Genomic DNA, 13804 nt, shown 5'->3' on the forward strand with positions numbered 1-13804 from the left:
CCCCTGCGACACACGTACCACCCAGGAGGGGCGACGCTTTCCCGTCTCGGAACTAGTGTCCGGCTCGTGTCAGTGGCGCAGCAGAGCGAGCTCAGCCCCATCCACGAAAGCGTGGCGTCCAGCCCGGACACCCGATCCGTCCCCGAACCCGGCCAGATCGCCATGGTCCGGGGGGCAACGTGGGCTGTCACCGACGTCCGGGTACAGGGCCTCCCCCGGAGCGGTGCTGACGACGCCACCACCGGACTGCAGCACGCCGTCACCCTCCAGTCGCTCGAGGAGGACCGACTGGGCCAGGAGCTGCAGGTCGTCTGGGAGCTGGAGCAGGGGCGCTCATTGCGACCGGAGCTCGGCCTGCCGACCTCGATCGACCCCGACCGCTTCGACGACCCGGGCCGGCTCGCCGCCTTCATCGACGCGCTCCGCTGGGGCGCAATCACCTCGGCCGACTCCCAGGTCGTCCAGGCGCCCTTCCGCAGTGGCGCCAACGTCGAGGCCTACCAGCTCGAGCCGCTGCGTCGGGCGCTCCGCGAGACCCGCGCCAACCTCCTGCTCGCCGACGACGTCGGTCTCGGCAAAACCATCGAGGCCGGGCTCGTCGCCCAGGAGCTCTTCCTCCGCCACCGCGCCCGCACCGCGATCATCGTCTGCCCCGCCGGCCTGGCCCTGAAGTGGCAGGACGAGATGCTCGAGAAGTTCGGGCTCGACTTCACGATCATCAATTCGGAGACGATGCGCGAGGTCCGGCGCAGCCACGGGCTGCACGCCAACCCGTTCACGCTCTTCCCGCGCATCATCGTCTCGATGTCCTGGCTGCCCGGGCAGCGCGCGCAGCGCCTCCTCCGCGACGTTTACGCGCAGACGGCGAAGCGCGAGGGCGCCCGCCGGTTCGCCTACGACATCCTCATCGTCGACGAGGCGCACCACGTCGCCCCGTCGAGCCCGCAGCGCGTCGACAAGCTCAACATCACCCGCCGCGGCTACGCCGTCGACTCGCAGCGCACGCATGCCGTCCGGGAGCTGGCCGAGAAGTGCGAGCACCGCCTGTTCCTCAGCGCCACCCCGCACAACGGCTACGTCGAGTCGTTCACCGCCCTGCTTGAGATGGTCGATCCGCAGCGCTTCGTCCGCGGCTCGCACATCGACCGATCCGCGCTCCGCGAGGTAGCGGTCCGCCGGCTGAAGCGCGACCTGAAGGAGGCCAAGGGCTTCCAGGAGCGCCAGGTCACCGCCCTGCCGTTCGAGCCCACGCCCGCCGAGGAAGAGGCCTACGAGCGCCTTCTCGCCTTCACCAACCGACGCGACAAGGCGGTGGCCACGGGCGATGGCGCGGCCAAGCAGGCCCGCGACATGGCGACGCTCCTCCTGAAGAAGCGCTTCTTCTCCTCCCCCGTCGCCTTCGCCCGCACGGTCGACGTCTACCTGGAGACGCGGCTGCGCGGTGTGGACGCGGAGCTGACCGGCGACTACGACGACGTGCTCGGCGTCGACGCCGACGACCTCGAAGAGGGGAAGTCCGACCAGACGGAGATGCTGACCCTCGCCGGCACCCGGCGGAAGCTCCCGCCCCTGACCGACGAGGACGTCGTGGACCTGCGGTGGCTCAGCCGGTGGGGCCACGAGTTCGATGGCACCGTCGACTCCCGCCTGGCGGCCCTGGTCCGCCACCTCGACGGCGTGCTGCTCGCCGGCGACCGCTGGCTCGACGAGCGGATCGTCGTCTTCACCGAGTACGTCGACACGCTCTACTGGGTCCGGGACAACCTGCTCCAGCACGGCTACGCCGCCGACCGGATCGCGGTCATCGACGGCGGCACCGACCCCGAGCAGCGCGAGATCACGCGCGCGCAGTTCAACGAGCCGCCGAGCAAGACGATGGTCCGCATCCTGCTCGCCACCGATGCCGCCGGCGAGGGCATCGACCTGCAGGCCAACTGCCACCGGTTGTTCAACTATGACATCCCGTTCAACCCGAACCGGCTGGAGCAGCGGATCGGCCGGGTCGACCGGTACGGCCAGGACCACCAGCCGGACATCCGGCACTTCACGCCGACGGCGGGCCGTTCCGGCCTGGCGTCGGACGTCGACCTCCTCGCCCGGGTCGCCACGAAGATCGCCCGGGTCGAGCTGGACCTCGGGTCGGCGAACGAGATCATCGCGCCCGACATCCAGCGTCAGCTCACCGGCGCCGCTCTCACACCGAGGTCAGCCGCGCAGGCCCCCGAGGGCGACCGCGCGATCAACGAGATGCTGCTCGGACAGCGGCAGGTGAACGCCGAGCTGACCGCCCTCGAGACCCAGCTGGCGGCGGACCGGGAGAGCCTGCACCTGCGGCCGATGAACCTCCGGCGCGTGGTCGAGACCGCCCTGGACCTCGACATGCAGCCTCGACTCATCCCCAGTCAGCTGGAGGACGGCGGCGAGGTCTTCGAGCTGCCGTCCCTCGCCCGCTCCTGGGAGCCGGTCACCCGGGGCCTGGCCAGCCGACTGGAACCGGACCGTCTGCGCCCGATCACGTTCGACCAGGACGTCGCCCGCGCCACCACGGACTTCGTCCACGCCCACCTGGGCCACCCGCTGCTCCAGCGGTCCACCCGACTGCTGCGGTCGGCCCTCTGGGGCGGCGAGACCGACCTGAACCGGGTCAGCGCCGTCGTGGTCCCCGCGCTCGACGAGTCCTTCGCCGCCGCGGTCGTCCGGCTCGTCCTGGTCGGTCGCGGCGGCATCCGGTTGCACGAGGAAGTCTTCCTGGCCGGCACGCGGCTCGCCCGGCGGCAGCAGGTCGGTGTCGAGCGAGCCGAGGAGCTGCTGGCCCGAGCGCTGGACGGCGTCGAGCTGACCGCCGCGCCAGACGAGGTCGCACGCGACCTCGCTGCGGCCTGGGACGACGACGCCGCAGGACTCCGGTCCCGCGTCGAGGACGCCATCCGAGCCCGGGTCGAGCGACGGACGCGGGAGGTCGAGGACCGACTGGCGAAGCGGCGCGAGGAGGACCTCGCCCGGGTGGACGCCATCTTCACCCGCTTCGCCGGCACGCTCCGCGAGTCGATCGCTGCGGCGGAGAAGCTCGAACAGGAAGCAGAGGCGATGTTGTTCGACGTCGAGCAGCACCAGTCGGAGCGGGACCTGCGGCAGATGCGCGCCAGGCTCGACGCGCTCGACGACGAGCGCCGCCGCGAACGAGAGGCGGTGGAGACCCGGTACCAGGACGTGAAGCCGTGGCCGTTCCCCGCCGCGGTGCTCTTCGCGATCAGCCCGGCCGACGCCGAGAAGGGGGTGGCGGTCCGATGAGGCGTCGTCCGCCGAGCACGACGCAGCTGCACCAGGACTGGTTGGCGCAGGTCGAGACCGACGGCCCATTCCTGTCGCTGCCGGTTCTGAAGGACATGTGGCCGAACGGGATGGAGCCGCTCAGCGACGTCGACGACCGGCTGGTCACGTTCAAGGAGAGCCACGCCGCCTGGGAGCAGGCCTTCGACCGCTCCCGGAATGGATCGGCCGAGCAGTACGCCGACGTGGCGCACTCCTGGGTGGACGTGGTGCTCGACGTCCTCGCCGAGTGGGAGGGGTATCGGGTCGCACGGGGCGAGCTGCCGGCGGACCTGGTGGTCCGGTCGCCGGGCGAGACGATCGCGGTGCATCCGGACGGCGCCCTGCGGGGGCGGGACGGCGAGCTCGGGTGCCTCCTGCGGGTCGTGCCGCCGACGGACAGCCTGCACGCTGCGGGACTGGACGGTTGGTCGGCGAGCGAGACCGACCGGATGGCCGCGCTGCTGCGCAAGGCCGACGTCGCGGTCGGGGTGGTGACCGACGGCCGCTGGTGGGCGCTGGTCTGGGCCGGCGAGGGCACCACTACCGGGTCAGGGGTGGTCGACGCGCTGAGCTGGCGCGAGGAGCCCCGGCTGCGCGACGCGTTCCTGACGCTGGTCAGCGGGTCGACGCTGCGACACGCGAACCCCGAGCGCCGCCTCCCGCGTCTGTTCGAGCGCAGCGTGCTCGAGGCCGAGGAGATCACCGAGGCGCTCGGCGTTCAGGTGCGCAAGTCCGTCGAGCTGCTGGTCCAGGCGTTCTCCGAGGCGCGGCTGTCCGCGCAGGGCAAGGGGCTCGACGACCCGCTGTGCGAGGACCCGGACGAGATCTACCAGGCCGCGGTCACGGTGATGATGCGGGTGGTGTTCCTGCTCTTCGCCGAGGAGCGCGGGATGCTGCCGACGCCGGAGCTCTACCGGGCCGCCTACGGGATAAGCGACCTGCTCGACGACCTGCAGGGCAGGGCGCAGCGGGAGGGCGAGGAGAACCTCGACCACGCCACCGACGTGTGGCACCGACTGCTCGCGGTCAGCACCGCGCTCTACGGCGGGGCGAACTTCGACGAGGTCCGGATGCCGGCCTACGGCGGATCGCTGTTCGCCCCACAGCGATTCCCGTGGCTGACCGCTGAGCGTTCCGACGGCGGACTGCGCCTGCGGGTGTCCGACCGGGTGATGCTGCACGTGCTCGAGTCGGTCCAGGTGGCCAAGGTCGGAGGTCAGGCGCGGCGGATCTCCTTCCGGGACGTCGACGTCGAACAGATCGGCTACATCTACGAGGGCCTGCTCGGCTACACCTGCCGCGAGGTCGACGCCGAGGTCGTGCTCGGGCTCGTCGGCAAGGACGGCGAGGAACCCGAGATCGACCTCGACACCCTGAACGAGATCTACGAGGAGTCGCGGGGCGCCAAGGACTTCGCCGCGAGGCTGACCGACTGGGTCAAGCAGACCCAACCGGCCGCGAAGCTCGTCTCCGTAGCGAAGCTGGCCAAGCTGCACGACGCAGACGTCGACGAGGCGGAGATGAACCGCCTCCTCAAGCCGATCGCCGGCGACGACCCCGACCTGCTGCCCGCGCTGGTGTCGTGGGGCAACCTCATCCGCCGCGACCTGCGCGACCTGCCCTACGTCGTCCCGCGCGGCGGGCTCGTCGTCTCGGAGACCCCGTCACGCAAGAACGCCGGCGCTCACTACACGCCCCGTTCCCTGGCCGAAGAAGTGGTGCTCCACGCTTTGCAGCCACTGGTCTACGAGCCCGGCCCGCTGCAGACCAACGACGAGAACGCCTGGCGGCTCAAGTCCAGCTCGGCGATCCTCGACCTCAAGGTCGCCGACATCGCGGCCGGCTCCGGGGCCTTCCTCGTCGCCGCCGCCCGCTACCTCGCCGACCGACTCGTCGAGGCCTGGACCGCCGAAGCCATCGTCGACGGCGATCATGTCGACACCGGCCTGCGCACCCGCGCCATCCGCGAGGTCATCGCCCACTGCCTCTACGGCGCCGACATCAACGGCATGGCCGTCGAGATGTGCAAGCTCTCCCTCTGGCTCGTCTCGCTCGATCCCACGAGGCCGTTCTCGTTCGTGGACGACAAGGTCTTCCATGGCAACTCGCTGCTCGGCCTCACCACCCTCGACCAGCTTCGCCATATGCACATCGCCCCGGAGACCAAGAAGTCCAAGGGTCAGCTCAACGCCTTCGTCGACGCCGAAGCCGTGCTCGACGAGGTCATCCGCATCCGGCACCAGCTCGCGACGACCGTCGACGAGGACGATCCCCAACGGACACGCAACGGCAAACGTCGCCTGCTCGAGCAGTCCGAGCAGGTCACCGAGAAGCTGCGTCTGATCGCCGACGGCATTGTCGCCACCGCACTCCGCCTCGGAGGCAAGCCCGGTACCGCCCTCGACGACAGCCACACGGCCCTCGAAGGAGCCCTCATCCGGGCCTTCCCCGCCGACGGCTCCGCCGGCGATCAGTCCCACCTGCACCGCATCCTCGACCATGGCCTCACACCCAGCGTTCCCAACGACTACGCGCGCTGGCACCCCCTCCACTGGATCATCGAAGCCCCCGACGTCATCCTCGAACACGGCGGCTTCGACGCCATCATCGGGAACCCGCCCTTCCTTGGCGCCTCTTCCCAGACAAGCGCCTTCGGCGAGAATGTTCGAGAATGGATGGTGCACCAGATCGCCCGCGGAAACCGCGGAATGGCAGATCTTGTCGCATACTTTTTCCTGAGGGCTCAGCAGCTCGCGCGAGTTAAGGTTGGGCAGATCGGACTTATAGCCACGAACTCCATCGCCCAGAATCAGACCAAGCGCGTGGGACTCGACCAGATGGTGGCAGCCGGTGCAACGATTCGCTGGGCAGTAAAGAGCGAGGCGTGGCCGAGCCGATCGGCCAACCTCGCGTACTCCATCGTCTGTTTGAGTATGAGTTTGTCGGTCGAGGGAGTCCTTAGATACGCGGACCGGATTCCAGTCCCTTATGTTTCAACAATGCTGGAAGGCGAGCTCAGCCAAGGCCGTGGTGTTCCGCTTCGACTTTCAGAGAATCGTGGACTGGCTTTCGAAGGCTCCAAGATCTACGGCGAGGGCTTCCTGCTTACCGAGGCGGAGGCCCTGGAAATGATCGAGGCTGATCCTCGCAACTCGGAAGTTATCCAGCGATACCTCGGCGGCAAGGATGTCAATTCGCGCCCCGACTGCTCGGCATCGCGTTGGGTAATCAATTTCTTCGATTGGGATCAGCAGAAGGCGTCGAAGTATGAGCTTCCCTTCGCTCGCGTGCTCGCCCAGGTCAAACCGGAGCGCGAGAAGGTGAATCGCGAGGCCGTGCGCGAACGCTGGTGGCGCTACGGAGAGGTTCGGCCGGGACTCTATGGTGCAATAGCGCCGCACCCCGAGATTCCAGTGATCACGCGGGTGAGCAGGACTGTCATGCCGGTTCGCGTGCCGACTACGCAGGTCATTAGCGATTCACTCAACGCCTTCGCGTTACCAGGCTTCGGCGATCTCGCAGTTCTTTCCTCATCGATGCATCAGCTATGGGCAATCACTTATGGCTCCGGCATGAGAAATGACCCCAGATATACACCATCTGACGTATTTGAGACCTTCCCGCGCCCCCCAATCACGGACCGACTTGAAACTGCTGGCCTTAACCTCGACGGACGACGCCGAGACATTATGGCGGCACGAAAGGTGGGACTGACGACACTTTACTGGCTCGTCAGTTCGGTCAATATCGTCGATGAAGAGATTCAGGAACTGCGGGATCTCCACGTCGAGGTCGACGAGGCCACCATGGCGGGGTACGGCTGGCACGACATTGAGCTGGAGCACGGATTTCATTCATACAGAGGATTGGATAAGTTCACAGTGAGCCCTGCCGCACGAGCGGAGATGCTCGCTCGCCTGCTCGAAGAGAACCACCGTCGCGCGGCAGCAGAGGGCAAGACCGTCATGACGCAATTAGGGCTTCTACGATGACCGGCGGACCGTCAACAGTCGTACGCGGGGAGCTTGTGTCCCTAATCCGGCAAGAGCTGCTCGGCCCGCGAGGCGATGCCGACGAGGAGATTCCTGCGAGTCCCCGAGCCATGTACGCCGTCGGGGGACTCGCACCGGTCACCATCGACCCCGCGCTTGCCCGCATACATGTCGACCCGGATGAAGCTGAGAGCCAGGGGATCGATGGCGCTCCCGTGCAGGCGATCAGCGATCCGGACCATCCGGGCCAACCAGGTGTCCCCGTGCCGACCGACGAGGACATTAGGACAGCGGACTCCGATGACGAGGAGGACACCGGCCCCAAGGGTGCGCTGACGCATCCCTCGTCGATGGGACTTCGGTTCCAGGTGCCCGCCGATGTCGGCACGCTCGCCGTGACAGCCGCCTGGGGCCGCTACAAGAGCTTCCAGCGCCTGAACGAGGAGACCGGCAAGAAGCGCACGTGGTTCCGACGCACCCCCTTCGAGTTCCCGAAGGAGCTCGTCCTAGGAGGCACCACGGCCCGACGAGCGGACGTCCTCGACCTCGACACCGACGTCAGCCTCCGCGTCGAGGTCTTCCCGCTCGGTGATCGACTGATCGTCGAACTGGCGCTCAGCAACGATCGCGTCACCGGGACCGATGCCCCGCCCGGGGACTGGCTGTTCCAGACGACGCTGACCGTCACCGCGAAGGACGGGTCGGCGTGCTTCCTGCCGAGCCGCGACGTCCTCGAACCCGGATATAGGGAGCCCGACGAGGAGCGGCGCCGACTGGACCTCCAGTACAAGCACAAGCTCGAGTACGCCGTCGGGCGCACCTGCTCCGTCGACTGGGACGAGGTCCCTGAGTCCCGCCGCGCCCGTGAGGTCACGACGACCTGGCTGCCGACGGCCGACGTCCCGCAGACCGTCGCCGGCGATGCCGGTGACACTGTCACCTCGATGCGTGTCCTCGCCGAGATCGACGCCGGCGACGTCCGCCGGGCGCTCGAGCCGATGATCGCCGGCTACGCGTCATGGCTCGACGTGGACCAAAAGGAGGCTGCCGACGCACTCCCCGACCACCTGGAGAAGACCGCCTCCGAGGCGATCGGCGAGGCACGAGTTGCGGCCTCCCGGCTGGAGGCTGGGTTGCGGCTCTTGGAGAGCGACCCGGACACGCTGACGGCCTTCCGGTTCATGAACCGGGCCATGCGCGACCAGCGCATCCGCTCCCAGGTCGCCGCTGCACGAGCCGCCAAGGCCGGCGTCACCGTCGAGACGGCGCTGACCGAGGTCGAGGCCAAGGGCGACAAGGCGGCTTCCTGGCGGCCCTTCCAGCTCGCCTTCATCCTCATGCAGCTTCCCGCGCTCGTGGACCCGACCGATCCCTACCGGAGCGGCGAGGACTCCCGCGTCGAGCTGCTCTTCTTCCCCACCGGTGGCGGCAAGACCGAGGCCTACCTCGGCCTGGCAGCCTTCACCTTCGCGATCCGGCGTCTCCAGGGGACCGTCCAGGGCGAGGACGGTGAGGTCGACGGGGGCGACGGGGTCGCCGTCCTCATGCGCTACACCCTCCGCCTGCTGACCTCCCAGCAGTTCCAGCGCGCCGCCGCGCTCGTGTGCGCGGCGGAACTGATCCGCCGCGAGGACGAAGCGACCTGGGGCACCGAGCCCTTCCGCATCGGGCTCTGGGTCGGCAGCAGCGTCAGCCCCAAGCGCTACGCCGAGGCCGAGGCGCAGGTGAAGCTGGCCAAGTCCGAGGACGGCCGAGCTCACGGCCTCACCGTGCTGCAGATCAAGCGCTGCCCGTGGTGCGGAACGCCGATCGACCCGAAGCGCGACGTCGACGCCGTGGCCACGACCCAGCGGATCCACGTCCACTGCGGCGACCGCGACGAGGAGTGCCCCTTCTCCACGCGGGGCCCCGACGACGAGGGTCTGCCCATCCTCACCGTCGACGAGGAGATCTACCGGCATCCGCCGACGTTCCTGCTCGCCACCGTCGACAAGTTCGCCCGGCTGGCGCGTGAGGGCGAGGCGGCGAGCCTCTTCGGCTACGTCGCCGAGCGCTGCCCCCGCCACGGCTACCGGCACCCCGACGCGCGCGGCGACTCCTGCAAGGGCCAGAAGCACATCACCGTCTCGAAGGGCGGCGTCACCTACCCCGCCGTCGACGTGGAGCCCGTGTCACGCCTCCGCCCGCCGGACCTGATCATCCAGGACGAGCTGCACCTCATCACCGGAGCGCTCGGCACCGCCGTCGGCGTCTTCGAGAACGTCGTCGACGTGCTCTGCTCCTGGTCCCGGGACGGCGACGCCGTCCGTCCGCTGATCGTCGCCTCCACGGCGACGGTCCGGAAAGCCGAGGACCAGGTCCGCAACCTGTACGGGCGAGGCGTCGACGTGTTCCCGCCGCAGGTGCTCGACGTCCGGCAGACGTTCTTCTCGAGGGAGCTGGAGGTCACCGAGGAGGACCCGGGACGGAAGTACCTCGGCGTCTGCGCGCACGGCATCCGGCTGACCCTCGCCGAGATCCGCATCGCCGAGGTGCTCCTGCTCGCCGGGCAGAAGCTGCTCGACGAGCACGGCAAGGCGGCCGACCCGTACCTGACCTCGGTCGCCTACTTCAGCGCGACGCGGGAGCTCGCCGGCATGCGGCGCTACGTCGACGACGACGTCACCACCCGTGTGTCCGGCAGGACCGAGCCGTTCCCGCGCCGCACCACGGACTTCTCCCGCCTGGCGATCGGAGAACTGACCTCGCGGATCTCGTCATCGGAGATCGGGGCCACGCTGGACAAGCTCTCCCTGGAGTTCGATCCGGACCGGTGGAGCACGAACGGAAAGGCTGCGTTCGCCAAGGCGATGCAGGACGGCAAGGTGAAGGGCGGCTACGACCAGCGGCCGTACGACTTCGTCCTGGCGACGTCGATGCTGCAGGTCGGTGTCGACGTCCCCCGCCTGGGATTGATGCTCGTCGTCGGCCAACCGAAGAACACCGCCGAGTACATCCAGGCCTCGTCCCGCGTCGGTCGAGATCCGTCCCGCCCGGGGCTGGTCGTTTCCCTGGCCAACTGGTCGAGACCGCGGGACATGGCGCACTTCGAGCAGTTCCGGCACTACCACGAGACGTTCTACGCGCAGGTGGAAGCGCTCAGCGTCACCCCGTTCTCCGAGGCCGCTCTCGAGCGGGGACTCATGGGGGTGCTCGTGAGCGCGGCCCGGGTGATGGACGTCGGCCGGCCTCAGTCCCTGTCCCCCGAGCTCGGCGCCGGCCGGATCATCGAGGGCTCACAGCGCCTGGACGAGATCATCGAGCGGCTCGCTGAACGGGCGGCGCGTGCCTATCCCGAGCCCGACTTCGACGAGCGGGTCCGGGCCAAGCTGATCCAGCGCAAGGACCGCTGGCTCGGACGCGCGATCGAGGAGGGCGGCGGCCTCGTCTACGAGCGGTCGACCGACAAGACCCAGATCACCAGCCCGCTGCTGATCAGCCCCGAGGTCCGGACCACCACAGCCGCCGAGAAGGTCTTCGTGGTGGCCAACTCGATGCGCGAGGTGCAGCCGGAGATCAACCTCCTGGTCAGCCCCAGCCCGAGTCATCTCGCCGCCAAGGAGCCCATCGACGCTCCGGGATGGACCTTCCACGCCCCCGCCAAGGAGGACGCATGACCGCCGTGTCGGACGACCCGACCGACGTCGCCCCACCCTCCCCCGACGTACCCGAGGCGGCGGTGGCCACCGTCGAGCAGGAGCTCGACCCGCTCACCGACGTCGAGACCAACAAGCCGAAGAACCGGGCGAAGGTCGGCGCTGTCCGGCCCTCCGCGCTGCTCTACACGCAGGGCATCGGCTCGACGGTCGACCTGCCGCACCTGTCGGTCATGCCGCACGGGCTCGATGACTGGGAGCGCATCTACCGGCGCAGGCCCACACCGCCGGAGACGATCGTCGAGCCACGCCTGCTCCAGGTCGTCCAGGCACACCTGGGCAAGACCGTGCACGAGTTGCGCAAGCCCCCGTGGGCGTCCGCCGAGATCGGCCAGAAGGACTCGGCGACCGACCTGGGCATCCCTGGGCGCGTTTTCCCCCAGTGGTTGCGGTGCACCGGTTGCGGCCTGCTCGGCCAGGTGTCGGACGGCGCCAGCTTCGAGTACCGCAACACCAACCCCTTTCGGCCGGACCAGGCGGAGTTCCTGCACTTGAAGTGCACTGGCTGGTCCGAGGGCGGCACGGTGAAGCGCAAGCCGCGAGACCGCACCGCAGTGCCTGCCCGCTATCTCATCGCATGCCAGAAGGGACACCTCGACGAGTTCCCCTATGTCGCCTGGGTGCACCGGGGAGCGGCATGCCCGTCCGCTCCTCGACCGCGGCTCCGCATGCAGGAGTGGAAGAGCAACCTCGGTCCCGATGTCCGGATCACCTGCCAAGCGTGCAAGGCCTACCGCGGCATGCTGGATGCGACCACTCGTGCAGCCGCCGCGAATCTGCCTCGCTGTCGCGGACGACACCCGCACCTCGACGCATTCTTCACCTGCAAGGAGCAGGGCCGGCTCATGCTGCTCGGCGCCGCCAACCAGTGGTTCTCGAACACCGTGAGCGCCCTGGCCCTGCCGCGCGAGGACGAGGCGTCGGCGTCCGAGCTGGCCCCGGCCATCGCCTCCCTGCCCAGGAAGCTGCTGGCCGGCGTCCATGGCCCCGAGAGCCTGGACCTGTTCAGGCAGCTGGCGGCCATCAATGGTCTGGCCGGCCTGGAAGACGTCGACGACGACCTTCTCTGGGAGGCCTTCCAGCTCGCCACCGGGCAATCGACGACCGCGGACGACGGCGAGTACGCGGCTGCCCGACGCGACCCACGGACGCTGCTGGCGCCGGAGTGGGCCGTGCTCAGCGACCCGTCGAAGTTCACCAAGTACAGCGGCTCTCCCGACTTCAAGGCCGAGTCGCGCGACGTGGCCGCGGCGTTGAAACCGCTCGTCACCGGGGTGGTCGCCGTCGAGCGGCTCAAGAAGGTCAACGCCTTCATCGGGTTCACCCGTATCGACGCCTTCGACCGGATCGACGACGCCTCCGACCGCGTCGCCCCCCTCACCCGCAACGGCCTGCCGTCGTGGGTGCCGGCCACCGAGGACCGCGGGGAGGGCGTGTTCATCCAGTTCGACGAGGCCCGCGTCGCCGCTTGGGAAGCCGACGTGCTGGACCGTCCGGTCTGGCAGCGCTACAGGGAAGCGCACCGGCTCAACTTCCTGCGCCGCACCAGCAAGACCGCAGCGGAGATCGATCCGGACGGCCGCTTCCCGTCCCCGCGCTACTGGGCGATCCACACGCTCTCGCACCTGCTGATCCGCGAGATGGCGATGTCCAGCGGCTACGGCTCGGCCAGCCTGACCGAACGCATCTTCGCCTGGCCCGGCAACGACGACATCCCGCCGGCGGCTGGACTGCTCGTCAGCACGACGTCCTCGGACAGCGAAGGCACGCTCGGTGGTCTCGTCGAGCTGGCCAAGCCGGGGAAGCTGCAGAAGGTCATCCTGGACGCCCTCCGCCGCGGCACCCGCTGTTCGTCCGACCCGATCTGCTCGCACCGAGCACCGCGCGGCAAGGAGGACTTCCTGCACGGGGCGGCCTGCCACTTCTGCCTGTTCGTCAGCGAGACCAGCTGCGAGCGGACGAACCGCTTCCTGGACCGCCGGATGGTCCTCGACCTGGTCGCCGACCCGAGCACCTGGACGCCCGGACTGTTCACCGAGCTGTGCGAGGAGGACGCCGCATGACGTCCGCCGCCGAGCTCGGCGCGTTCCTGACCAAGGACGAGGCTAGACGAATCGGCGGATCTCTCGATCTCGGGCACGGACTGCTCCACCAGGCCGTCAAGAGCGTCCATGCGGACCGTCGGGAGCGCGTGCTGGAGCTCCTCCACGCCGCGCTCGAAGATCTCGCGGGCGACGTCCGCGCCCTGACCGTCGTGCTGTCGGCCCTGAGCGGCGTTCCTCGCGCCGCCCGACCGCAGTTGGTGTGGACGTCACCGAGCCTGCCGCACAGCGAAGGGCGCACGACCCTGGCCGCGTCGCAGTTGATCAACGAGGCGCAGTCGTACGTCTACGCCGCCACCTACTCGGCGACCATGGGGTCGTCGTACGTGGCGGCGCTCCGGGAGGCGGTCGGCCGCGGCGTCGCAGTCACCCTCGTCGTGGACCGGGCGCGGCAGGCGAAGACAGCCACGGCACTCGCCGGGAAGCTGGCCGGCGCGCGCATCTGGACGATGAGCCCGCCCGAGGTGGGCGAGTACGCCGTGCAGCACGCCAAGATCGTGATGATCGACGGGCTCGCGGCGCTGGTGACCAGCGCGAACTTCTCCTCCGCAGCGGCCGAGGCGAACCTCGAGTGCGGCGTCCTGCTGCGCGACGCCGCGGTGGCTTCTTCGATCAAGGCACACCTCGACCAGTTGCGTGACAGCCAGTTCTTGGTGGACTACTCGGCCTGATCCAGACTGTGGACGCTGCGTCGGGCGGCCGA

5 protein-coding genes are annotated in these 13804 nt (G+C 69.0%); all 5 read left to right on the forward strand.

What is annotated here, in order from left to right; all coding sequences use genetic code 11:
- The first annotated feature begins 66 nt into the window (after positions 1-66).
- Genes drmD through drmC form a run of 5 tightly spaced genes read left to right on the forward strand, consistent with a single transcriptional unit; the run spans position 67 to position 13772 of the window.
- Positions 67-3291, forward strand: coding sequence for a DISARM system SNF2-like helicase DrmD (gene drmD / locus BLS70_RS02465; RefSeq protein WP_218122238.1), 3225 nt, complete (start codon positions 67-69; stop codon positions 3289-3291).
- Positions 3288-7304: a DNA methyltransferase gene (locus BLS70_RS02470; RefSeq protein ID WP_091763896.1), complete on the forward strand. Its 4017-nt coding sequence runs from the start codon at positions 3288-3290 to the stop codon at positions 7302-7304. Before drmD ends, BLS70_RS02470 begins: the two co-directional genes overlap by 4 nt.
- The gene (gene drmA / locus BLS70_RS02475; protein ID WP_091763897.1) at positions 7301-10960 is read left to right on the forward strand and encodes a DISARM system helicase DrmA; all 3660 of its coding nucleotides are present in this window, start codon (positions 7301-7303) and stop codon (positions 10958-10960) included. Before BLS70_RS02470 ends, drmA begins: the two co-directional genes overlap by 4 nt.
- A complete protein-coding gene (gene drmB, locus BLS70_RS02480) occupies positions 10957-13062 on the forward strand; it encodes a DUF1998 domain-containing protein (RefSeq protein WP_176946243.1) in 2106 nt (701 codons plus the stop codon). The genes drmA and drmB overlap by 4 nt, the downstream gene beginning before the upstream one ends.
- Complete coding sequence (drmC, locus tag BLS70_RS02485) at positions 13059-13772, forward strand: DISARM system phospholipase D-like protein DrmC (protein WP_091763898.1); 714 nt, start codon at positions 13059-13061, stop codon at positions 13770-13772. Before drmB ends, drmC begins: the two co-directional genes overlap by 4 nt.
- Positions 13773-13804 lie beyond the last annotated feature (32 nt).

The organism is Blastococcus aurantiacus, assembly GCF_900102425.1.
GTDB classification, from domain to species: Bacteria; Actinomycetota; Actinomycetes; order Mycobacteriales; family Geodermatophilaceae; genus Blastococcus; species Blastococcus aurantiacus.